At 58.2% G+C, this 23,085-nt stretch carries 20 protein-coding genes; 5 read left to right on the plus strand and 15 right to left on the minus strand.

Going from position 1 to position 23,085, the window contains the following annotated elements; genetic code table 11:
- Window positions 1–192 precede the first annotated feature (192 nt).
- The 3 genes from AC07U5_RS19345 to AC07U5_RS19355 all read right to left on the minus strand — a co-directional run bounded on the left by AC07U5_RS19345 (window position 193) and on the right by AC07U5_RS19355 (window position 2,379).
- Window positions 193–1,059, minus strand: coding sequence for a glucose 1-dehydrogenase (locus AC07U5_RS19345; RefSeq protein WP_494723972.1), 867 nt, complete (start codon window positions 1,057–1,059; stop codon window positions 193–195).
- A 136-nt stretch (window positions 1,060–1,195) separates the two neighbouring features.
- Window positions 1,196–1,699, minus strand: coding sequence for a ribonuclease H family protein (locus AC07U5_RS19350; RefSeq protein ID WP_494723973.1), 504 nt, complete (start codon window positions 1,697–1,699; stop codon window positions 1,196–1,198).
- Between the two features lie 392 nt (window positions 1,700–2,091).
- Window positions 2,092–2,379 (minus strand): hypothetical protein, encoded by a 288-nt coding sequence (locus AC07U5_RS19355; protein ID WP_494723974.1) that lies wholly within the window; start codon window positions 2,377–2,379, stop codon window positions 2,092–2,094.
- A gap of 316 nt (window positions 2,380–2,695) precedes the next feature.
- Here AC07U5_RS19355 and AC07U5_RS19360 point away from each other — a divergent pair, with 316 nt between their 5' ends.
- On the plus strand, window positions 2,696–4,786 hold the full coding sequence (locus AC07U5_RS19360; RefSeq protein WP_062600052.1) for a carboxy terminal-processing peptidase: 2,091 nt from the start codon (window positions 2,696–2,698) through the stop codon (window positions 4,784–4,786).
- A 297-nt stretch (window positions 4,787–5,083) separates the two neighbouring features.
- A complete protein-coding gene (locus AC07U5_RS19365; protein ID WP_494723975.1) occupies window positions 5,084–6,493 on the plus strand; it encodes a sensor domain-containing diguanylate cyclase in 1,410 nt (469 codons plus the stop codon).
- Window positions 6,494–6,526: 33 nt separating this feature from the next.
- Here the strand turns inward: AC07U5_RS19365 and AC07U5_RS19370 are convergent, their stop codons facing one another.
- The 7 genes from AC07U5_RS19370 to AC07U5_RS19400 form a co-directional block, all read right to left on the minus strand.
- On the minus strand, window positions 6,527–7,261 hold the full coding sequence (locus tag AC07U5_RS19370) for a copper homeostasis protein CutC (protein WP_494723976.1): 735 nt from the start codon (window positions 7,259–7,261) through the stop codon (window positions 6,527–6,529).
- Window positions 7,254–8,498 (minus strand): MFS transporter, encoded by a 1,245-nt coding sequence (locus AC07U5_RS19375; RefSeq protein WP_494723977.1) that lies wholly within the window; start codon window positions 8,496–8,498, stop codon window positions 7,254–7,256. The genes AC07U5_RS19370 and AC07U5_RS19375 overlap by 8 nt, the downstream gene beginning before the upstream one ends.
- A 225-nt stretch (window positions 8,499–8,723) precedes the next feature.
- Window positions 8,724–10,163 carry a M81 family metallopeptidase gene (locus tag AC07U5_RS19380; RefSeq protein WP_494723978.1) on the minus strand — a complete coding sequence of 480 codons (1,440 nt, stop codon included), beginning with the start codon at window positions 10,161–10,163 and terminating at the stop codon, window positions 8,724–8,726.
- Between the two features lie 14 nt (window positions 10,164–10,177).
- Window positions 10,178–12,097 (minus strand): beta-N-acetylhexosaminidase, encoded by a 1,920-nt coding sequence (locus AC07U5_RS19385; protein ID WP_494723979.1) that lies wholly within the window; start codon window positions 12,095–12,097, stop codon window positions 10,178–10,180.
- A gap of 27 nt (window positions 12,098–12,124) precedes the next feature.
- Window positions 12,125–12,907 (minus strand): SDR family oxidoreductase, encoded by a 783-nt coding sequence (locus tag AC07U5_RS19390; RefSeq protein ID WP_494723980.1) that lies wholly within the window; start codon window positions 12,905–12,907, stop codon window positions 12,125–12,127.
- Between the two features lie 4 nt (window positions 12,908–12,911).
- Window positions 12,912–13,778 carry a MurR/RpiR family transcriptional regulator gene (locus AC07U5_RS19395; protein ID WP_062600045.1) on the minus strand — a complete coding sequence of 289 codons (867 nt, stop codon included), beginning with the start codon at window positions 13,776–13,778 and terminating at the stop codon, window positions 12,912–12,914.
- 10 nt (window positions 13,779–13,788) lie between these two features.
- A complete protein-coding gene (locus AC07U5_RS19400; protein WP_440612767.1) occupies window positions 13,789–14,175 on the minus strand; it encodes a RidA family protein in 387 nt (128 codons plus the stop codon).
- 112 nt (window positions 14,176–14,287) lie between these two features.
- Between AC07U5_RS19400 and AC07U5_RS19405 the strand changes: the two genes are divergently transcribed.
- Together AC07U5_RS19405 and AC07U5_RS19410 are read left to right on the plus strand one after the other, a co-directional pair.
- Window positions 14,288–14,776 carry a hypothetical protein gene (locus AC07U5_RS19405; RefSeq protein WP_313058298.1) on the plus strand — a complete coding sequence of 163 codons (489 nt, stop codon included), beginning with the start codon at window positions 14,288–14,290 and terminating at the stop codon, window positions 14,774–14,776.
- 34 nt (window positions 14,777–14,810) lie between these two features.
- Window positions 14,811–16,286 carry a M81 family metallopeptidase gene (locus AC07U5_RS19410; protein WP_494723981.1) on the plus strand — a complete coding sequence of 492 codons (1,476 nt, stop codon included), beginning with the start codon at window positions 14,811–14,813 and terminating at the stop codon, window positions 16,284–16,286.
- Window positions 16,287–16,425: 139 nt separating this feature from the next.
- Here the strand turns inward: AC07U5_RS19410 and AC07U5_RS19415 are convergent, their stop codons facing one another.
- The 5 genes from AC07U5_RS19415 to AC07U5_RS19435 form a co-directional block, all read right to left on the minus strand.
- Entirely contained in the window at window positions 16,426–17,544 is a 1,119-nt protein-coding gene (locus AC07U5_RS19415) for an ABC transporter ATP-binding protein (RefSeq protein ID WP_062600583.1), read from the minus strand.
- Window positions 17,545–17,671: 127 nt separating this feature from the next.
- Window positions 17,672–18,844: an ABC transporter substrate-binding protein gene (locus tag AC07U5_RS19420; RefSeq protein ID WP_494724281.1), complete on the minus strand. Its 1,173-nt coding sequence runs from the start codon at window positions 18,842–18,844 to the stop codon at window positions 17,672–17,674.
- A gap of 86 nt (window positions 18,845–18,930) precedes the next feature.
- A complete protein-coding gene (locus AC07U5_RS19425) occupies window positions 18,931–19,791 on the minus strand; it encodes a carbohydrate ABC transporter permease (protein ID WP_494723982.1) in 861 nt (286 codons plus the stop codon).
- Window positions 19,788–20,672 (minus strand): carbohydrate ABC transporter permease, encoded by an 885-nt coding sequence (locus AC07U5_RS19430; RefSeq protein WP_494723983.1) that lies wholly within the window; start codon window positions 20,670–20,672, stop codon window positions 19,788–19,790. The genes AC07U5_RS19425 and AC07U5_RS19430 overlap by 4 nt, the downstream gene beginning before the upstream one ends.
- Window positions 20,673–20,685: 13 nt before the next feature.
- Complete coding sequence (locus AC07U5_RS19435; RefSeq protein WP_113175931.1) at window positions 20,686–21,864, minus strand: Gfo/Idh/MocA family protein; 1,179 nt, start codon at window positions 21,862–21,864, stop codon at window positions 20,686–20,688.
- A 470-nt stretch (window positions 21,865–22,334) separates the two neighbouring features.
- Between AC07U5_RS19435 and AC07U5_RS19440 the strand changes: the two genes are divergently transcribed.
- Window positions 22,335–23,084, plus strand: a complete 750-nt coding sequence (locus AC07U5_RS19440; RefSeq protein WP_062424132.1) for a GntR family transcriptional regulator — start codon at window positions 22,335–22,337, stop codon at window positions 23,082–23,084.
- Window position 23,085 lies beyond the last annotated feature (1 nt).

Here is a 23,085-nt window from a genome sequence, read left to right on the forward strand (position 1 = left end):
CACAGGAAACCAGCTTAAAGATGTTCAGGCTTTCGGATGGCTGGGGTCGGATGACGGACGTGGTCTCGTTGAAGCCATATGTGCGTTGCGGGCCGGCCATGGGAATCTCCTCCTTATTCTCCTGACCGAACCGCAGATGGGCAAGGCGGTTCCGTACGGCCCCGCCCACATTTCCTCTTTTGACTGTCGGTCTCAGATCATGATTTCGCCACCGGTGACGGGAATGACGGCAGCGGTCATGTAGCTGCCGCGGTCCGACGCCAACAGAACATAGGCGCCGGCAAGCTCGGCTGGCTGTCCAGCGCGACCGATCAATGTCTGCTCACCGAACTTTTTGGTCTTCTCCACGCCCATGGTAGACGGAATGAGCGGTGTCCAGATCGGCCCTGGCGCAACCGCGTTTACGCGGATACCTTTTTCGGCGACCATCCCGGCGAGCCCGGCGGTGAAGTTCAGGATCGCACCTTTGGTGGAGGCATAGGCAAGAAGGTGTGGCGAGGGCTGTGTCGACTGAATCGAGGCGGTATTGATGATCGAGCTTCCGGATTGCATGTGCGGCACGGCGGCTTTCGACAGGAAAAATGGCGCATAGATGTTGATCTTGAATGTCTGATCCCACTCGGCTGACTCGATGTCGCCAATGTCCGCATAGGTGCGCTGGAATGCGGCGTTGTTGACGAGGATATCGATCTTGCCGAATTCATCGACGGTGCGCTGCACCAGTGCCTTGCAGTGCTCTTCAGAGGTGATGTCGCCAGGAACGGCGACCGCCTTGCGACCGGCGTCTTCCACCCATTTGACTGTATCGCGCGCGTCCTCCTCCTCGTCGAGATAGGAGATCACGAGGTCGGCGCCTTCACGTGCGAAAGCGATTGCGACGGCCTTGCCGATACCGGAATCCGCGCCGGTGATCAGCGCGACCTTACCGCTTAGAAGGCCGCTGCCCTTATAGGACTTTTCGCCGTGATCGGGCTTTGGCTCCATCTGACCTGTGGTGCCTGGTGGCGCCTGCTGCTGTTCAGGATAGGGCGGGGAAGGGCGGCGAATATCGGAATCCATGTCTGTGCTCCACAATTGTTACGAAGCCCAAACACGGTTCAGCAGTTGCAGTTCCCTGTAAGTTTTAGCGGGCGCTTAAGGATTTTGCGCATCATAGGTGTCTGAAGTTCCCATTCCGCGGCGTAGGAGAGCGACCTTAGCAAACTGCTGTGGCAACTGTTGCGTGCTGGATTGCCTGCCTCGCAAGGGCGTCCGCACGTTCATTCCATGGCAGGCCGACATGGCCCTTGCACCAAGCAATCTCGATCCTATCACTGCGTGTCAGGCACGTGTCGAGCGCCTTCCAATGATCGACATTAGGAACGTCTCGGCTACGACCCTTGCCGTTCGGGGCGCGCTTGCGCCAATGGTTCGTTCTCCAGATGTGGCGCCACCTGTTGCACCCCGTCACCGCGTAGGAGGAATCGGACCAGATCGTCGCAGCTTCGCCAGGCGTGTTCTCGTCCAGCCAGTGGAGGGCTTCAAGAATGGCAAGGAGTTCCGGCGCGCTGCTATCGGCGCAGCCTATACTGCCGGACCGCGACGCCACTTCGACATTGTGCCGAAGCACGACCACGCCCCACCCGCCGATGCGCTTGATCGGGTCATATGAACCATCGACGAAGAGCTGGAGGTCGTGGGGAGCAGAGGATTCCAACATGGGCGAGGTTCTTTCGGCGATCGATCGGCAGCTGAGTTGATGACGCGGTTGAGTTAGACAGGGTTCACCGCTGAAGATGAGCTTCTAGAAGACAAAACACACCCGCGTGCCTATTTCCACAGCACCGTTTCTGGCTCTTCCTACTTCAAGACGCGGAGCTATGCGTCTATGCATATCTCACCTGCGATAAAGGTCATTTATTGTGCTGAGAATTAGGGGTAGTTTCTAATCATCGAAGCGATGCACCTCCTCCCGCAAAGCTTCGAGTTGCAAATGTCCTTATCCTCCTCCCAAAGGGCATTTGTTAGAACAGCAGCACTCCTCCTCCCAGTTGCTGTTCGGTTCTTTTCGAAAGCCTGCCGCACCTCCTCCCGCGGCAGGCTTTTTCGTTTTCAGCGTTTTTGTTTGCGGCGCAGGGTGACGAAGGTCACGACAGCAGCCACCAGGCCATACATCGTCCATTTGAAGGGAAGAGCATCCGCGGTTTCACTGCGGATCGGCAGAACGGTCACGGTGCCGGGAGAAGATTCGTATCCGGCTTTGCCTTCTGCTTTCGCCTGTTCGATCTGCTGAGGCGAGACGGCCCATTCCGCGCCTCGCGACTTGTCCAACATCATGAAAGCCGCTCCGACAGCGATGCCGACGATGATGGCCACGGCCAAGCTTCTGATATTTTGCATGTTTTACTCCTGATTTGCAGGAGCGTCTCTACAGCATCGACGGGAAAATCGGAATCGATTTTCGGAAAGCACGATGTGTCGATTTAGGAAAGGCAAAGCATGCTTTGTGCGTCCAACAGGACGCACGGTGCCTTAGCTGGTGCGTGCCGGTTGGCCCTCGCTTACTGCTGCAAGAAGTCCAGCAGGTCTGAGGTGAGGCGTGGGCCGTCCGTCTCAAATTCAAAGGATCAATATATCTTGATCGCTTTTAAACTATCGCAATTTCGCCCAAGAATAAGATAAGACGGAGATATTGAGTAATAAGGAACATGTCGGGATGCGCTTGAAGCCCCTTTTCTTCAGCCTTGTCATCGGAATTGCCACCGTCGCGCAAGCGCGCGAGCCCGCGCAGATGCCGGTGCTGGAAGCCACTGCACCCGAGGCAGAAGCGGCCGCTCTCAGCGCACAGTTCCTGGAGCGTTATGCATACCGTCCTGTTCCGCTGGACGATGCGCTCTCCGTCAAGGTCATGAACAAGTATATCAAGTCGCTCGATCCCGACCGGATGCTGTTCACGCAGAGCGATATTGACGGCTTTGCCAAGGACAGCAAAAAGATCGACGACGCGATCCAGAACAAGAACCTCGACATCCCCTTCTCGATGTTCAAGATCTATAACCAGCGTGTGGTCGAGCGGATGACCTATGCGCGCAGCCTGTTGAAGAACGGCTTCGATTTTACGGTGCAGGAAGACTATCCGCTGTCGCGCGAGGATGCGCCTTGGGCCAAGACGGAAGAGCAGGCCAACGAACTCTGGCGTAAGCGCGTGAAGAGCGATTGGCTCAGACTGAAGCTTGCCGATCAGGACGAAGCAAAGATCCGCGATACGCTCGACAAGCGTTACAAGAACATTTTGGACCGTGTCGAAACCTATAAGGCCGACGACGTTTTCCAGTCCTTCATGGCGGCTTTCACCACGGCGGTCGATCCCCACACCGATTATTTCAGCGCCAAGGCTTCAGCTGAATTCGATATCTCGATGAAGCTTTCTCTGGTCGGCATTGGTGCCGTGCTGCAGGAGCGCGACGGGTACACGACGATCCGCGAGCTTGTGGCCGGTGGACCGGCGCAGCTTTCAAACAAACTCGCTGTCGGCGACCGCATCATTGGTGTCGGTCAGGGCGAAGAAGGCCCTATCAAGGAAGTTGTTGGGACACGTCTCGACGAGGTTGTGCAGATGATCCGCGGCGAAGCGGGATCTGTGGTGCGCCTGGACATTCTGCCGGCAGATGCCGGAAATGCCAGCGGTCACCGGGTGATCAACCTGGTCCGCGACAAGGTCAGCCTCGAGAAGCAGGCGGCCAAGAAGTCCGTCGTGCCTGTCAAGCTTGGCGACCAGACATTGAAGATTGGCGTCATTGCGCTGCCAACCTTCTACGAAGATTTTGAGGCGCGCCGCGCTGGCGACAAGAACTACAGAAGCGCCAGCCGCGACGTCGAAAAGCTTCTTGGCGAATTGAAGCAGGAGAAGGTCGACGGTGTCGTCATCGATCTGCGTGACAATGGTGGCGGCTCGCTGGCCGAGGCCATCGATCTCACCGGTCTCTTCACTGGCAAGGGACCTGTGGTTCAACAGCGCAATGCAGCTGGCAAGGTTGAAGTCGAGAATGATGATCGCTCCACGCCGGCCTGGGATGGTCCGCTCGGCGTTCTCATCAATCGCGGCTCCGCTTCGGCGTCGGAGATTTTTGCGGCCGCCATCCAGGATTATGGCCGCGGCGTCATCGTCGGTGATCCAAGCTTCGGCAAGGGCACCGTGCAGACGGTCGTCGATCTGGACAGGGTGGCCGGCAAGCAGGAGCCGGAACTCGGCCAGCTCAAGTTGACGATTGCCCAGTTCTTCAGGATCGACGGCGGCACGACGCAGCTGCGCGGTGTTACGCCTGACATCAACACGCCAAGCGTTCAGGATCCGAAAACGCTCGGCGAATCCAGCTATGACAACGCGTTGCCGTGGACGACGATAAAGCCCGCCAAATACAAAAAGCAGGGCGATATGACGGCACTTGTGCCTGAATTGGAAAGCCGTCACGAAGCGCGCATCAAAGACGACAAGGATTATCAGCGCTTCGTCGAAGATGCCGCAGAGCTAAAGGCCCAGCGCGAAAAGAAGACGATCTCCCTCAACGAGGCAGAGCGTCGCAAGGAAATGGCCGCGGTGGCTGCGAAGCTCAAGGCGCGTCAGGAAGCCGGCGTCGTCGTTCCAGAACTCGATGACGGGCTGCAGGCCAATGAGCGAAGCCTCAGTGCCAACCTTGCTCTGGAAAACGCTCGCAAGAACGCGAAAGATGTGCTTCAGACCGAGGCGGCTGCAATCGTGGCCGATATGGCGGATATCTTGCCGGGCAAGGACAAGGCTTCCCGTTAAAATCGGAAGTAACGGCAATAGATTTGCAGCTTCGGCCTGAAAATCAATTTCGATTGGCGGGCCGAAGCATCAATTCAAGGTCTCGCTCATTTGTGACGGTTAAGCTTTGATCGTGTGGGGTCATGCCGTCTGTTGAGAGCTCTGATCTTGCTGTCTGCCGCCTGAGATAAGATGGCCGACGCGGCGTCTCCACTCGTGAGAAAACCATTAACCTTGCCAAGGTAATTGTTTGCCCTGATAACTGTGAGTGCATTATTGCCGATGTAAAGTATCTGCGTATTGCCAACGGAACTCACCATGACGGCGCGCCTTAATCACTTCAAGCTTGTTGGCCCTGTTGCCGTCATTGTCGGGCTTTTGTTGCTCGGACTGGCCGCCGTACTATTTTTTGGTGCTGCCCGCTTGGACGAGGAGGCGAAAGTGCGCCAGGAGACGTTGGTCAAGCGCAATGTCGCGATCTGGATCTCGGACATGGAAGTCGTTTTGACATCCTGGACGATCTGGGACGAGGCGATCGATAAGCTCAACAACAATTTCGATCTCAGCTGGGCCGAGCGAAACCTTGGCCAGTCCATCATCGGCACGTCGAACGTGCGCTCGCTCGCCGTGGTCGACAGCAACGACAAGATTATCTACGCCAAGACGGCAGATGATTTCGCCAACCATTCGTTCCTGAAACAGCAACCGAGCGCGCTTGTCGCGGCAGCCCAACCGTTGATCGACTCGGTGCGAGCGCGGGAGCACCGGCCGAAGAAGAGCGGCATTCCGGACAGGATCTCATCAAGCAAAATCGAAGTGGTGGGGAATGACGCTCTCTTGCTGACGGCAAGCCTCTTTCAGGCCGATATCGGGACAGTCGTCCCCAATACCGACCGCGCGCCAATCCTGGTTTCGGCCATTCCAATCGCGGGCAGCCTTCAGGCGTTTTTCGGCGAGCGCTTCATGCTTGACGATGCAGCCGTCGAGCCGTCTGAGCAGGTCAAGCCCGGTCGCGCGTCTGTGGACATTGCCGCTGCCCCGCATGGGCAGGTACAGGTTCTGTCATGGCAGGCGAACACGCCGGCCCATGATCTGCTGCGGCAGTCACTGCCCTTTGCCGCGGCCACGCTCTGCATCTTCATCGCGAGCTGTGTCCTCGCAATCTCGACGTCGCGTCAGGCGCTCAGGATGCTTGTCGATGCGGAAAAGCACATGCGGCATGCGGCAACACATGATTTCCTCACGGGGCTTGCCAACAGAACACTGGTATCGACCAGGTTTACGCAGCTGTCGGAGCAGGGGCCGTTGACGGTTGTTTGCATCGATCTCGATGGGTTCAAGGCAATCAACGATCGCTTCGGTCACGCCGATGGAGACGATCTTCTGAAGCAGGTTGCCGAGCGGTTGCGTGCCGGATGCGCCGCGGACGATGTTTGCTTCCGTCTTGGAGGCGACGAATTTGCGGTGATGATGCCGAAGGTTTCCGAAGAGGAGGCGGAGGCGCGGTGCCGTCAACTGGCTGCGGTGATTTCCAAGCCTTATGAAGTGAACGGCACGATCATGGCGGTTGGCGCGTCCTATGGAATGAGCAGGGTCCTGGCAGAGGAGACCTCACCAGATCCCGTCTTCAGACGTGCAGACGAGGCGCTCTATATTGCAAAACGTCTCAACCGCGGTGGAGCCAATCCATTCAGAGGCGAAGTTGATCTGGCGGCGTCCTCCTCTTGATCATTAGCGACGCTGCCTTGCGCGTTGACCAAATCAGACCCCAAGAACAATCGTCTTCAACGCGCGAATAACCTGCGGGCTGGTCTGTCTGCGCTGCTCGGGCGCAAAACCGAATTCCACAAGAGAAGGGTCCTCTTTCGAAGAGGCGCTGCCCGAGGCATGGATTTCGTGGATGCCAGTTGCGGCCAGAAGCTCGGGCACGAGATCGGCCGTTACGCCACCGCCCGGCATGATGCTGATACGGCCATCCGCCTGATGCGCCAGGCGCTTCAGCGTCTCCATTCCAAGCGATACGTTCTTTGCGCAGCCGGAGGTCAGGATGCGGGAGATGCCGAGATCGATCGCGGTCTCGAGGGCTTCGATCGGGTAGTTGACCATATCAAAGGCGCGGTGAAGGCTGATGTCCAGGCCGGACGCAGCTTCAATCAACCTCGTCAAAACCTCTCGGTCAAGGCGTCCGTCTGTGGTCGTCGCGCCGATGACGACGCCGGGTAGCCCAAGCTCCCGTGCCTGCGCAATATCCGCCTCCATGATGGCGACATCGGCCTCGTCATAGACGAAGTTTCCGGCTCTTGGGCGGATGAGCGGGTAGACGGGAATTGGGCTCGTTCGTTTCGCGTGGTGCATCAGGCCGTAGGACGGCATCAATCCACCGACGCCCAGTGCGGAGCAAAGCTCGATGCGGTCTGCCCCGCCCTCGATCGCTGCGGCGAGACCCTCTGCGCTGTCGACGCAAATCTCCAGCAACCGCCCGGTATGATCAGCCATGATATTCGCTTCCTTGTTGGGTGTGGAGATCGTCCTTAACAGCCGGCCGCTTGTGAAGGAAGCCGAGCAATGCCACACCGCAGAGACCTGCAAATGCGCCGAGCATTGCCGTGTGGGAATAATCACTGACAGCCGTGCCGACCGAGAAGAGCAGGGAGCTCAGGCCGCCGCCCAAGAAGATGTTGACGGCGATGAGCGAGCTTCCAAGACCTGCGCGCCTGGCGATCAGGTTTTGCAGATAAGTGATGGGCAGGGAAATGATGCCGGCTGCGCCGAGACCCGAAAGAGGTGTCAGCAGGTAGACTGTCATCGGGTCTTTCGCCAAGCCGAGACCGAGCATGTAAGCGCAATAGATAAGCGCACTGGCAGCGATGGCGACTGCGGCCGATGTCTTGGTTTCCACCCATCCCCAGAAGAAAATGAAGACGATCTCGAGAAGAGCGACGATGCCGACGATCGCGCCGACATCGGCCGGCTGCCCGCCCGCCTTTCCGGTTACCACGAGCGGCAACACGATGCCGTTGACATGCAGGGTGCATGAGATCAGCGCAATGGCAAGCACGAAGGGCCAGATCTGGCGTGAGCCGAGATGGCGAATGGATGCGAGGAACGCGTAAGCTGGCTCCTGCCGTTCGGTATGGGCAATGGTTTCTTCACGCATGAAGCGGGCAAAGAGAATGAAACAGAAGGCGCAGGCGATCGCCGCCAGCAGAAAAGCTGGGAGCATGCTCGTTCGGCCCGCAAGCGCGTAACCGACAATGCCGGGCACCAGGACCCAGGAGAGCGAGATCGCGGCACGAACCGCGGAGTTGACGGCGATAAGATCACGCGGCGGCATGCCGGCGCAGCTTGCGCGGACATAGGCGAAAATCAGCGAGTTGAGCGCTCCATAAACCGGAACGGGAATGAGCAGCGCAAGTGCGAAGGTCCAAATGGTCGGAAAGGCATAAACCACGCCATAGCCCAACGCCCCGGATATGCATGCTCCGAGAATGGGAAGCTTATAGTGGCCTAGCCGGTCCGAGAGGATGCCCATGCTGATGCTGGCCGACACGTTGACCAGCGCTGCGACGAAACTCAGGATCGAGAAACCGGCATCTGTCAGACCGAGTTCGCGAATGCCGATCAGCGACATATAGGGCGCGGTCGCGGCACCGGTGAAACCGAAGACGAAAATACCGGCAGCCGAAAGCCGCAGTTGGTCATGTCGATAAACAAAGGGCAGCGCCGACAGCATGGATCGTCCACTTAAAGCATGGTCCAAGCAAAAGTGTGGAGCGATTTTGCAATGACGACATGCGGTAAAAACAGGACCTGAAGCGTGTGAGCGAACCTGAAAGATCGCGATACTCTTCAGGAAAGACAGCCTGCGGTTATGCAGGATGGGAAAGTTGAATGGGCGCTCGGAATGTATCCCGAGCGCCCACGAGTCATCTTGCAGTCAGCGGCTTGGCTGAAAACCTCAACGCCATCGTGCGGATGGTTTCGCAGACGGGGTATAGTCGAAGTCTTTGACGAAAGGAAATATCGGTTGCACCCGCCGCTTCGATGGCAATGTCTCGATATCCTGGTTGATAACGCCATCCGTCAGCGCCATCAGGTTTGGATTTGATAGCGGCTGAAGCTCTGGCGAGAGGTAACCGGATTTCACCACCAGCAATCTTACTTTGGCAGGATCGATGCCGTGACGCGTGAAGTCTGCGATATTGTGGTAGGGGCGACGGCGGGCTGCGAGAATGAGCGTGATGCCGCCGATCTTGACGACAGCCTGTCGCTCATCCGCTGCGCCTGGATCATCGAGGCTGACAATCTCGGCACCGACTTCGACGAAGGGACTGGCGGGATCGAGTGAACCGCCGATCTTGAGGCTGAGCGTCTTGCCGATGCCAGCGGCAAAACACGCTTCCACCGCCGGACGGTCGGTAATACCGCCAATGACGGCGCCTTCGAAGCCGCGCAGGATCAGCGACTTCAACACGTCCGCACGGTCGCCCACGCCACCACCAGTGGGATTGTCGCCGGAATCGGCAAGAATGACCGGCTGCGTTTCAGCCTTCTCGGCCAGGTCAAGCATATCTTCGAGATCGCCGGTGACGGGACCGAAGCGAAAGTCTCCTCTCGCCTGCCAATAGGACAGAGCGATCTCTTCCGCGGCGCGTTTTGCCGCTTCGGGATTTGACCCCGTCACCACAGCGCAGGCGGTTGCTCGCGGCTCATCTGCCCAGACATAGCCGACCATCAGATTGGCATCCCAGACGCCGTCGATCCGATCATGCTCCGGCAGGCGATGGTAGAGCGACTTTGCGGGTTCGTCTTCCGTCGAGGTTTTCTCGCCCGGCAGCAGAACCGGAACCGGAGCCCAGGCGACACCTGGCTTTTCGCCGGTTTTCAGCGTCCTGAACAGCATCGACCAAGTCCGCACCATCGTCTCGCGCACATCGATATGGGGCGCGGTGCGATAGGCAGCGAAGATGTCGATCTGATCGACGATCTTCTGGGTCACGTTGCCGTGCAGATCGTAGCTGACAGCCAGCGGAATATCCGGACCGATGATCGAGCGGGCATTGGCAATCCAGTCGCCTTCGGCATCGTCCATGCCTTCGACATTCATTGCGCCGTGCATGGCAAGATAAAGACCGTCGAGCGGCAGGGTCGCCCGCAGCTTGTCGGAAAATTCTTGCCTGAATCCTTCATAGGTCGCCCTAGAGACCGGGCCGCCTGGAATGGCGCGGGCGTGAAGGAGAGGAAAGATTTCCACACCCTCGGTCGGCAGGAAGCTGAAATACTCAGCACCCGTCAGATCGTCACCGCGCAACACGCGAAAATCTTCCGGCTGCATGAGAACAGGCGAATAGGTGGAGCACTCCGTATGAATGCCGCCGACTGCAATGCGTAACACCATGGCACTGTCTCCGATCAAAGCGTGGGGCTGAGGCGCACGAGCGCCGAGAAGCGATCCCAATCCTTGCGCTCACGCGGTGTCCAAGCGGCTTCTGCCACGGCCGGCAGACGCGGGAAGACCAGATGGTTGAAGTAGTCGCGGTTGAGAAAGTGTTCGGTCCAGATGCAGGCCTGCACGCCACGAAGACGCGGCTTCAGGTCCTCGGGAAAATCACCCACTGCCTCATAGTGATAGGTGTGATGCGGCGGCACGGTGCCGGCCCAGCTGGCGCCCGGCTCCTGCCAGGCTTCGTCCTGCACCATGTCGAGATAATAGGCCTGGCCCGGCGTCATCACGACGTCGTAGCCCTCTTTCGCCAGCTCGACGCCGACTTCGGGCGCGCGCCATGCCATCAGCAACGTGCCGTCCGGATCGACGCCGCCGCCGTGGGAGACTTCGTCCCAGCCCGCCATGCTGCGGCCTCTGTCGGCCAGCATTTTTTGAATTCGCTTCATGAAGTGGCTCTGGAGCCCGAAGGTACCATCCAGACCCTCCTTCTCCATCAGCTTGCGCGCCAGCGGCGAGGCCATCCAAGTGTTGTCGGCCACTTCGTCGCCACCGATATGGATGAGCTTTGACGGGAAGAGCTCGACCATTTCATCGAAGACCTTGCCGAGGAACACATAGGTCTCTTCGATCGCAGGATTGAGGGCGTTGTTCGGGAAGCCTTGAACCGAGCGATAGCTGTCCGGCGCTTCCTGACCATCGACCAGTTCGGGAAGAGCGGCCAGGATTGCAGTGCTGTGGCCGGGAATATCGACTTCCGGTACGACTTCGACATTCAGTTCGCTCGCATGGGCGATGATGGCAGCGACATCCGCCTGGGTGTAGAAGCCACCGACCGGCTTTGCGGCATTGCCAAGCTGCGGAAGCATCGGTTCATCGGGGCCGCGCATGACGCCCACGGTGGTCAATTGCGGATAGGCACGAACTTCGAAGCGCCACGCCTCGTCATCGGTCAGGTGCCAATGGAACACATTCATCTTGTACCAGGCGAGAATATCGATGAGACGAAGCACGTCTGGTGCCGGAGCAAACTGGCGTGATACATCGAGGTGGCATCCGCGCCATCCGTAACGCGGTTCATCCTTGATGGTGCCCGAACCTGGGAAGCGGAACAGCGTCGCATTTCTGCGCGCGCCATCATGGAGCTGTGCCAGTGCTGTCAGACCATATTGGCGGCCCGTATCGCCGCCATAGGCAAGCACGATCTCGTCTTCGGCGAATGTCAGCTCATATGCTTCCGCCGCAAGCGAACCGCTCTGCTGAAAACGTATAGCCTTACCCTGTTCGACCGCGATCAGCGAAAATGGCTGGTGGGCTGCAGAAAACAGGCGGCGATGGAGGCTGAGGACTGTGTCCATCGCCTTCACGTCGGCGAGCGTGCTGCCCGCTGCCGGGAAGAGCACGACGGGTGTTTCACCGGCTTGCAAGTGCGCATGCTTCGGCCAGGGTAAAAGCGAGAAGGGCTCAGTGATGCGTCCTTCCGGCAAGAGCGGCTTTTGCGGATCGCTGACCCTGCCTTCCAGCATCAGATCGGCAACGTCGATGGTGTGATGGGTGCCATCGGAGAATGTCAGATAGGCGGATTTCGCTCCGTCGGTTCTATGCTTGGCAGGCCGCCAGAGGCCGCGCACGGTAAAGCGCCAGCTGGCGCCGGGCTCCAGAACGAAGCCGGCAGGCGGCGCATATTGGTGGAAATTGGCGTTGCGCAGCAGGAACGTCGCGTTCTCGCAAGCTGGATTGTCCATGACGCGCGTCAGCGCCGTATAGGCGAGTTTGAAGTCGCTGATCGGCGTGTCGGTGAGGTTGACGAGGGTAAAGACAAACCCGCCTGACGGGTCGCCCTCAATGGGATGCCATGCGTTTTCGAGGCGGAATCCGGTCTTGCTCATCGTCGTTCCCTTGATTTTTATGCGTGTTCAGTAATGTTCGGATTGAGAGAAGGTGTGGGCGAGCTCGGCCTGGCCTGCCGTCAGCCCGCAATCGACGGGCAGGCAGACGCCGGTGATGGCCGCTGCCTGATCGCTTGCCAGAAAATGGACGGCATTGGCGACGTCGTGCGTGTTGGCGATACGGCGCAGCGCATACCAGCGCTTGACCTCCTCGAAGACATTCGGATTGGCTTCGGCGCGCGCTTCCCAGGCTTGGGTGCGCACGGTTCCGGGCGCCACGGCGTTGGCTCTGATGCCGAATTTTCCGTATTCGACCGCGATCAGCTTGGTCAAATGGATCAACCCCGCCTTGGCGGCGCTATAGGCCGGATGACCGAAGACAGCCATGCCGTTGACGGAGGCGATGTTGACGACGGATCCTTGCATTTCCGTCAGGTCGCGCTCGACCGCGCGGAAGGTCAGGAATGCAGCCTCCAGATTGAGGCTCGAATCCATGCGCCAGATTTCCGGCGTCGTGTCGTGCAGTGAAACGGCGCGTGCCGCACCGGCATTGTTGACGAGGGTTACGACCTTGCCGAGCGCCTCTAATTGGTCCGTCATGGCCTTGAGGCTATCGGCATTGGTGACATCAGCGACGATCGTCACGTAAGCGGCTCCACCGCCAAGCGCGGCAACCGCGCTTTCCAGAGCACCCTGATCAATATCGACAAGGGCTATAAGGTCATGGCTTGCTGCGAGACGGGCAGCGATTGCGCGCCCGATATCGCCGGCAGCGCCTGTCACCACGGCGATGCGCTTATGGGTCGTCATGTCGTCAGTCTCCCAATATCTGGCGGTCGTCGCCGCCATCGCGATGCTCCAGCAACTGCTGCTTGATCTGGCGCAGCGTGATGGTGGAGTGTTTGCGGTTCTTGTAGGCCACCAGGCTGGCAAGCACGTCGATCACCGCGAGATAGGCAAAGCGCGTCGAGGTGGGGCGATAGATGTTGTCGCCTTCCGGAAGGTCGATGCCGATGACATGGTCTGCGAGCCTCGCCACCGGGCTTTTCACTTGAGTGAGTGCAATGGTGCGAATGCCGTTTTCTCTTGCGAGTTTGAAGCAGCGCATCAGTTCCTGATTGCGGCCCGAAAAGGACGAGCCGATGATCACATCGCCCTCCTGCGCTGCCGCCGTCAGCATGAGTTGCATATTGTGGTCGTTGCTGGCGGTGATGCGGGTGCCCAGGCGAAAAAGCCGGTTCTGCAGTTCGAGGGCGACCATGGAGGAATTGCCGCCGGAGCCGAAGGCATAGACCATGGAGGCCGCAGCAATCCGCTCGGCCACGGTATCGAGTGCCTGCGGATCGAGCGCGCGGTGAACCATGAAGAGTGCGTTCTGCGCTTTGGTGATGATGTCTTCGGCGACATCCTCCGCCGACGTGCTCTTGGCTTCCGGGTTGAGGTAACGGACGCCGACGAAAGCGGTCTTGGCAAGACGGACCTTGAAGTCAGCGAAGTTCTGGCAGCCGAGCCGGCGGCAGAAGCGGGTCACCGTCGGCGGAGAGACATCCGCCTTTTCCGCCAGTTCGATGATCGAGGCGCCGACGGCGAAGTCGAACTCGTTCAGCAATATCTCCGCGATGCGCTGTTCGGATGGCGAAAACTGCGCTCTTTCATCCTGAATGGTCGCAAAGATATCCATCGGCCTGCTTTCAGGACTTGGGTTTATAGGCGATGCAGTCGATCTCGACCTTGCAGTCCACCATCATCGAGGCCTGAACGCAGGCGCGTGCCGGCGGATATTCGCCGAAATAGCTCTGGTAGATGCGGTTGAACGTCCAGAAGTCGCGCGGATCATCCAGCCACACGCCGCAGCGCACGACATGCTCGACGCCGTAGCCGGCTTCGTGCAGAATAGCGATCACGTTCTCGATGGTCTTGTGAGTCTGTTCGATGATGCCGCCGGAGATGATCTCGCCATTTTCCATGGCCACCTGACCGGAAACGTGCAGCCAGCCATCGGCCTCGACCGCGCGTGCAAAAGGAAGTGTCTGTCCACCTGCTCCGGATTTTTCAGCGCCATATCGTTTGATGCTCATGGGATGGGCCTTGCAAATTATTTTCGTTATTCATTGACAAGTGACCATAGAAAACGGATTTTTGCCAGAGATTTTTGGTCATCATGAAAATAATTTAGATATGGAGCCCTCGATGCGTGACCCCTTCAGAAACCCGTTTCCTGCCTCGGATGCGGCGCGACACGCCATTTGGGAGATGTTGGTTCCGCGCGATATCGATGCATTTCTGGCCGCAGACTGGTCGATGGTGGCAGATGACTTCGTGGAAGACGGTTTCATCGGCATCAGCGGCAATCGCGAACCGAATCCCGACAAGTGGGCGCTGGCCTTCCCCAATCTTCCCGCCTACCGCGACGAGTGGCTGAAACAGGCACGCGAGTTTGCAGAAGGCAGTTACGGCGAAGACCCACGGACGGCGATTTTCACCACGACGACCCTGGAGGAGATCGAGATTTCTGGCGAAACGGCGTTGGTGCGCAAGAAATTCGACGGCAGCATCAAGAAGGCTGATGGCTCGACCGATGTGATGAAGTGGCAGACACTCTATTATTGCCGCCTGCATGAAGGTCGCTGGAAGATTTCCGGCTTCACCGGTTATCTGCCGAACCCAATGGGCCAATAAACGTCCTGCCCTTCAGCAAAAAAGGCCCAAGCTCTTGCGCATTTTTACCGCGGCTCTCGCCACTGAGACCAACACTTTCGCGCCGATCTGCATCGACAGGCGGGCTTTCGAGGAATCGCTCTATGCACCGCCGGGCCAGCATCCCGTCACACCCACGCTTTGCACCGCTCCGATCACTGTCGGTCGCGCGGTCTGCGCCGCCAAAGGCTGGACGCTGATCGAAGGAACGGCGGCATGGGCGGACCCGGCGGGCCTCATCAACCGTCAGGCCTTCGAAAGCCTGCGGGATGAAATTCTCGATCAGTTGCGCGCGGCAATGCCGGTCGATGCGGTGGTGCTTGGCCTCCATGGCGCGATGGTTGCGGATGGATACCTCGACCCGGAAGGCGATCTTTTGGCGCGCGTCCGCGAGATCGTTGGGCCTGATATTCTGGTCTGCGCCGAGCTCGATCCGCACAGCCACCTGACGAGAAAGCGCGTCGATGCCGTGAACTTCTTCGTCGTCTTCAAGGAGTTTCCGCATACGGATTTTGTCGATCGCGCTGAGGATCTGTGGCGGATCGCGGTGGATACGCTGGAGGGGCGCGTCAAACCGGTCATGTCCGTGTTCGATTGCCGCATGATCGATGTGTTTCCGACGTCCCGCGAGCCGATGCGCAGCATCGTCGATCGGATGATGGCGACAGAGAAGCAGGACCCGGAGGTGTTGTCGCTTTCCATCATCCACGGCTTCATGGCGGGCGATGTGCCGGAGATGGGAACGAAGACCATCGCGGTGACCGATGGCAATGCGGCCAAGGGCGTGGCGCTGGCGCGTTCGATCGGGCTTGAGCTCTTCGATAAGCGCGGCACCTTCATGATGCCGCAAATCGGTGAGGCCGAGGCAGTGTCACTTGCGATGAAAGCGGATACCTCAACCGGTCCGGTGGTGATTGCCGATGTCTGGGACAATCCGGGTGGAGGTACGGCTGGCGATGCCACGGTGCTGTTGCGTGAACTGATGGCCCAGGGCGCTACAAGCGTCGCTGCCGGTCTCGTGTGGGATCCAATTGCCGTCCAAATCTGCATGGCGGCAGGCGAGGGGGCTCAAATTCCGTTGCGCTTCGGGGCGAAATCCGCACCCAATACCGGCGATCCTATCGATGCCCTGGTGAAGGTCGTCAGGGTCGTGCCCAATGCCGAGATGAAGTTTGGAGACAGCATCGCGCCATTCGGTGATGCTGCCCATATCCACTTCGACGGGATCGACGTGATTTTGGGGACGGTGCGGGTTCAAAGCTATGACCCGTCTCTCTTCACGGCCCTCGGCATCGATCCGCTGTCGAGGAAGATCCTGTTGATCAAATCCACCAACCACTTCTACGCCGCTTTTTCGAAGATCGCCTCGCAGATCCTCTATTGCTCGGCTGGGAAACCCTATCCCAACGATCCGGCAACCAACCCTTATCGCCGCGTCAGGCGGGATATTTGGCCGATCGTGCAGGACCCGCATGGACATAAGGCGGCCTGAACGGTTGCCGACGGTCGTGAAAGCTCGCAGATGCGCTCTCGGCGTCTACAGGAATGAACACATAGTTTAAGGGCGCTTCCTTCAAGCAAGGAAACGCCCTTAAACTTTATTTGTGCTTCAAGCCGCCTCGTAACGGAGGTCAGGCCAGAACGGGCAGCTCCTGTGTCTTCCAATCGATACGACGTTCCAGCGCATTGCCATCGCCATCGAAGAGGTGGCAGTCCGCGCCGTTGATGGCAACCGAAACAGGCTTCTCGACTGCAACAGGCGCGGAGCCCGACAGAAGAGCGCACCACTGCTGGCCGGTAGAAAGCGTCGAATAGGAAATCGTGTTGATGCCGAGGCGCTCGATGACGCTTGGGACTGTAGTGATAGTCATATCGCCCGTGCCGAGGCTCAAATGTTCCGGACGGATGCCGAGGGTCAGCGTATCGCCTGCACGCACATTTCCACGCGCGACAGGCACCGTCAGCTGCTTGCCTTCATAGGCGATGGTCACGCCGGTGTCCGAAGCTTCCACACAGGTTACTGGCAGGAAGTTCATTTTTGGATTGCCGATGAAGCCTGCGACGAAGAGATTGTCCGGCTTGTGATAAAGCTGTAGCGGCGAACCGACCTGCGCAATGCTGCCGGCATTGAGAACCACGATGCGGTCGGCCATGGTCATGGCTTCCACCTGGTCATGGGTCACGTAGATCATTGTGGCTTTTAGCTGCCGGTGAAGCTTGGTCAGTTCGATGCGCATGTCGGAGCGAAGTGCTGCATCAAGGTTGGACAGCGGCTCGTCGAACAGAAAGATTTTCGGTTCGCGCACGATCGCGCGGCCAATAGCAACGCGCTGGCGCTGGCCACCAGACAGCATGCCGGGGCGCTGTTCGAGGCGATGCTCAAGCTGCAGGATCTTGGCGACCGCGTGGACCTTTTCGCGGAGCTTGTCTTCCGCCATCTTCTCGACCCGCAGCGGGAAGGCGATGTTCTCGAAGACGGTCATGTGAGGGTAAAGTGCGTAGGACTGGAAGACCATGGCGATGCCACGCTCGACCGGCGGCTTGTCGTTGACGCGGATACCATCAATGACGATATCGCCGTCGCTGATCGATTCCAGGCCTGCAATCATGCGCAGCAGCGTTGATTTTCCGCAGCCGGATGGGCCGACGAAAACGACGAATTCTCCGTGCGGAACATTGAGTTGCACGCCTTTGAGGACTTCAAAGTCGCCGTAGAATTTTTGAACGTTGTTGAGATGAAGCTGACCCACGATCGTCTCCAGAGGGCCGTTTGCACCCGGTGCATTCGGCAGCGCTGTTTGGTGTACCGCAAGGCTGTTCGTCACATGCGGTGGTGTCGAAGGGGACGTTTGAGAGAACGCCCCCTTCGGTTCGATATTACTTGTACTGCTCGAGGTCGGCCGACGCCTTCTTCAGCGCGGCTTCAGGCTCAGCCTTGCCGGTGACGACAGACTGGACCATCTCGATCATGGTGTTCTGGAAGCCCTTGTAGTCGGTGAAGAGCGGCTCAGGACCACCATAGGTGATGCCTTCGATCAGAGGCTTCCAGTAAGGATCCTTTGCAACGAATTCATCGACCTTTGGAGAAGGACGCAGAGGCGTCAGGCCGGCGTCGCCCTGAAGCTCATACTCGCCCTGCGGACCAGGAGAGGTGATGAACTTGGCAAATTCGATCGCCTTGTCCTCAACGCCCGAACCCTTGAAGATGGCAAGGCTGTCGGTGATGAGCAGCGTGCCCGGACCCTTGGCCGATGGGCCAAGCGGGAGCGTTGCGATGCCCCAGTTGATGCCGGTCTTCTGCAGACGCGAAGCGGCACCCGAGCCAGCCTGGATCATGCCGACCTTGCCGTCGAGGAAGATTGCGCGGATTTCGTTCTGCTCGTAGGCCGTTGCGCCTTCGACGGAATAGGGGGTGATGTCCTTGTAAGCCTTCAGAGCAGCCAGCACTTCAGGGCTGTCCATGACGATCTTGTCGCCATCGATGACCTTGCCGTTGTTGGTGTAAACCCAGTGCATGAACTGGTGCATGGTGTTGTCGAAGGTCTTGGCAGGCAGGCCATAACCGGCAATACCGGTCTTTTCCTTGATCTGCTTGGCAAAGGCGATTTCTTCCGCCCAGGTCTTTGGTGGCGTTTCAGGATCGAGACCGGCCTTCTTGAACAGATCCTTGTTCCAGTAGAGGGCCTTGGTGGAGAAAGCGACCGGAACGCCCCACTGTTGATCATCAATGGTGACTGTATCGACGATGTGCGGATAGTAGGACTTCTTTTCCTCGTCCGTCATCGGAACGGGAACGATCATGTCATTTTCGGAGAACTGCTTCAGCGTGCGCGAGCCGACATAGGCCATGGCGGCTGGAGAGCCGGATGCAGCAAGCGTCGTTGCCTTGTCCTGGCACTGTTCCCAGCCAACGACTTCCGGCTTGACGGTCCAGCCTGCGTTCTTGCCTTCCCATTCCTTGATGTATTTTTCATGGATCGGGTCGATCTTGTCGCCGCAATAGATCCAGGAAATTTCCTTGTCGGCGGCGTGTGCAGACATTGCGCCCATTGCTGTCGAAGCAGCAAGGCTCAGCGCGTAGAGGGTAAACTTGAATTTGGTATTCACGGTCAGTCTCCCATTCTCTGGTGGTTATCTTATTGTTTCACCGCGCCTGCGGTCAGTCCGCTGACGAGATAGCGTTGCAGGAAGAAGATCACGATCATCGCCGGGGCAATGCCGACGAAACTTGCGGCCATGAGTTCGTTCCAGATGACCTCCTGGCGGCCGAAATAGGCAAAAAGGCCGACCGGCAGAGGCATGTATTCCGTTTTTGAGTTGAAGGTCAGTGCGTAGATGAACTGTTGCGCGTAGGAGCCAATGAACGTCGTGATCGCGACCACCACGATGCCGGGCATTGCGATTGGGATGATCACGCGGCGTAGGGTGTAAAAGTAGCTGGCGCCATCGACATAGGCTGCTTCATCCAACTCGCGCGGGATGCGCATCATATAGGTTCGCAGCAACCAGATAGCGGACGGGATGAGGAAGGCCACGCCCGGCACGATCATGGCGAAATATGTATTGAGAACGCCGATCGAGCGCATCAAGCGGAAGAGCGGGATGAGCAGGACCGCGCCGGAGAACATGTTGACGGCGAGAAAGGCACCGAGCAACAGACCGCTGCCGCGAAACTCGAAGCGAGCAAAGGCATAGGCTGCAGGAATGACAAGTGCCAACACGACGGCCGTGACGATGCCGGAGATAAAGAACGAGTTGAAAATGTATCGGGCAAAACCCGGTACGCTCACCCACATCGTCCGGTAAGCTTCGAAAGAGCCATTTTCTGGCCAGAAGCGATAAGGTGACGAGAAGAGCTGGCTGAGCGGCTTTAGCGACACCAGAAAACCTTCGACAAAGGGCGACAGCACGAAGATCAGGAACAGCGCGATGCCGCAATAGATCGCGAGGATTTCGTACCACTTGTAGCGGTTGATCAGTGCGGGAGGAGGTGTCATCGCTTGTCTCCGGCAGAAAGCTTGCTGACAATGCGGAAGTAGGCAAGGCAGAAGATGGACAGGAAGATGCAGATCAACACGGCTCGGGCAGCACCCTCACCATACTTATAAGAGCCGATGGCGGTCTTATAAGTGTCGATGATCATCGTCGTTGTTTCGCCGTTCGGGCCACCGCGGGTCAAGATCCAGATGATGTCGAAGGAGTTGAAGGTCGAGATCAGCGACAGCATCGACATGGTGATCATCGAAGGCACGAGAAGCGGCAGCGTGATGCGGCGGAAACGATAGAGGCGTCCGGCACCATCAACCCAGGCGGCTTCGTAAAGATCCTGCGGAACGGCCTGCATGGCGGCGAGAAGATAGAGCGTCACCATCGGCACGCCGATCCACACATCGGTGATCACGGTTGCCCAAAACGCGGTGGAGCCCTGCGCCAGAAAGGCAACCGGTCCATCGACCAGACCGGTGCGCTGGAGCATGCCGGAAATCATGCCGAACTGGCCATTATACATCCAGCCCCACATGAAGATGCCAATTGCCATTGGGACGATCCAGGGCGGCATTGTCAGAATGCGGAAGATCGCACGGCCTGGTACTGCGGCATTTAGCATGGTCGCGCCAAAGGTGCCGATAATCATCTTGATGGCGACCGAGAAGAACGTCCAGATGAAGGTACGGATAATGACTTCCGCAAAAGTAGCGTTGAAAATCTTGTCGTAGTTGGCCCAGCCCACCCAGTTGGTGGTCTTCTTCAGCGATGCATCGGTAAAGGACAGAATAAACGTATCGACAAGCGGGTAGGCGACAATTGCAAGAACATAGAGGAGGGCTGGCGCTAAAAGCAGCCAGGCAAAGAAAACGGCGCTTCGTCTGGTGTCCATGATCACCCTTTCATCAGGCGGAGCGCTTTTGCGCGTCTTCGGTGCCGTGAAGGCAGGCGTCGTACTTTGCCCAGACTGGCGCCAGATCGACCACCTTGCGGGCAGCACGCGCTTCGTCCATGGCAATCGCCAGGATGCCGGCTTCGATGGCGTCGAGGGCAGAAACCGGTAGGGCAGCGCCCGTCGTGACATGGGCAAAGACATCGGCGGCCATCTGCTCGTCCGCGCCGTAATGGTGCGATTTTACCGATGGGGCCTGATAGGTATTGCCGATCAGCTTGGCACTGTCATGGGCGCGGTGAACGTCAAGGAAGCCACGGACGAAATCGCCTTCCGCCATGCCCTTCGCGCCGACGACGCAGAAGCGGCGGAACTCGTCCGGCACGTTGAGGTTCGTGTGGAATGCCAGCGACGCACCGTTTTCATATTCGACGATGGCGGTCTGGAAGTCGATGATGTCGCCATCGCTGTCGAACACCTTGTCTGCACCCATCCAGCCGCTTGGCTTGCGGAAATAGATATCAAGGTCATTAACGCCGCTGTTCTGCGGGGCGTTCTTCGGCACGAAACTACGGCGTCCGCCGAAGCTCGAAACATAGCGCGGGCGCACACCCATCACGCCGTTATAAAGGTCGAGGTCGTGGCAGCACTTTTCCAGCATGAAGCCGCCGGCTAGCTTGTCGTAGCGGCGCCAGTCGCGCATGAAGAAGGCGCCATGATAGGGGGCAATATGCTCGGAGGCTTCGATCGAGGCGATATCGCCGAGAAGTCCCTGAGCCTGTGCCTGCCGCAGATCGCGGTAAAGCGGTGAGTAACGAAGGACGAGACCGACCATCAGACGGTCCTGGCCGTACTGGTTCAGAAGCCGCGCGAGTTCGAAGCTTTCCTCGATGGTGGTGACGATCGGCTTTTCGGTGAACACCGTCAGGCCTGCTTCCAGACCGATGCGAATATGCTCCAGATGGAAAGTATTGGGGGAGCCGATCATGAGAAGATCGAAGGTTTCCTTCGCGATCATCTCCTCAGGGGTTTCGTAAGCGCGGCCGGCCGATATATTTTCTGCCTCCAGCTGCTTCATGCCCGCTGGTTCGGGGTCCACATGGGCGACGATCTCAAAATCAGGATCGATTTCCGTAAAGACCTGGCCAAGATAGCCAAGGCGGAATCCGAGTCCGATTATTGCGACTTTCATGGCTTTGCAGCTCCCCTTTTCGTAATTTATTTTCGTAGCCTGTTGCAAATTTCCAGTATGGTCAACCGGAAAAACCGCAATTGAGTGTGGCTATGAAAATAATTTTCACGTGCTGAATGTTCTTCTTTGTCTCCCGCTTTTCGGGCGTGGAGGATAAGCGTCTAAACACTGGAGTCTTGGGCATTTCCCCTCGCCAGCCACTTTCGGTTTTCCGCAGGCCGGTCGTCGTTGTTAATAACTAATACCAAAAAAATACCTTCTGTCTACAGTGGAACAAAAATTTGTTTCGGAGGCGCCGTGGAATATATGTTCGGCGTTGAAATCGCTCATATTTTGGCGATTATCGATTGATTGGTCCTGCATATTGCCAATGTGGCGTTGTATTGGTATCAGTTTTGGTATGGTGTCTGAGAGACGATTTCTGCCGTAGGTGGCGGACCATCTCCCCATGCAAAGATCGGAGAGGCGCAATGGACGGTGTTTTGCCGTTTGGTGAATTGCAGGCATTACGGGGCGGGCCGCTTTACCAGAAGTTGCGCCGCTTGATCGAGGATGCCGTATCCAATGGGCGATTGAAGCATGGCGATGCCCTGCCAGCCGAACGGGACATCGCCGATGCCGCAGCGATCAGCCGGGTGACCGTGCGAAAGGCGATCGACGAGCTGGTCGAGCAGGGCATTCTGGTCCGGCGCCGCGGTTCTGGAACCTTCGTCGCCAAGCCGGTGCCGAAGATGCAGCAGCCTCTGACACGGTTGACGTCCTTTACCGAAGATATGCGTCGTCGTGGAATGGTGGCAGGATCGCGTTGGATCGAGCGCGGGCTTAAGTTTCCCACAGCTGAGGAAACCATGATGCTCGGCCTTTCAGGCGGGGCTCGCGTTTCACGTATCCTTCGTTTGCGCACCGCCGACGATATGCCGATTGCGCTCGAGCGGACCAGTCTTCCGGACGATATTTTGCCCGAACCTGAGACGGTCGAAGACTCGCTCTATCTTGCGCTCGCCGCCCGCGACATTCGCCCGGTGCGCGCCAATCAGAGAATCTCCGCGGTGCTGCTGCGCGATGACGAAAGCGAGTTGCTGGAGGTTCCACCCGGCTCCGCAGCGCTTTCCGTGCAGCGTATCGCCTATCTCAATACCGGGCGCGTGATGGAAGTCTCCACTGCGCTTTATCGCAGCGACGCCTACGATCTCGTCGCAGAACTCACGATCGGCGCCTGAT

Source organism: Agrobacterium sp. GW821-FHT02D03 (assembly GCF_059421725.1).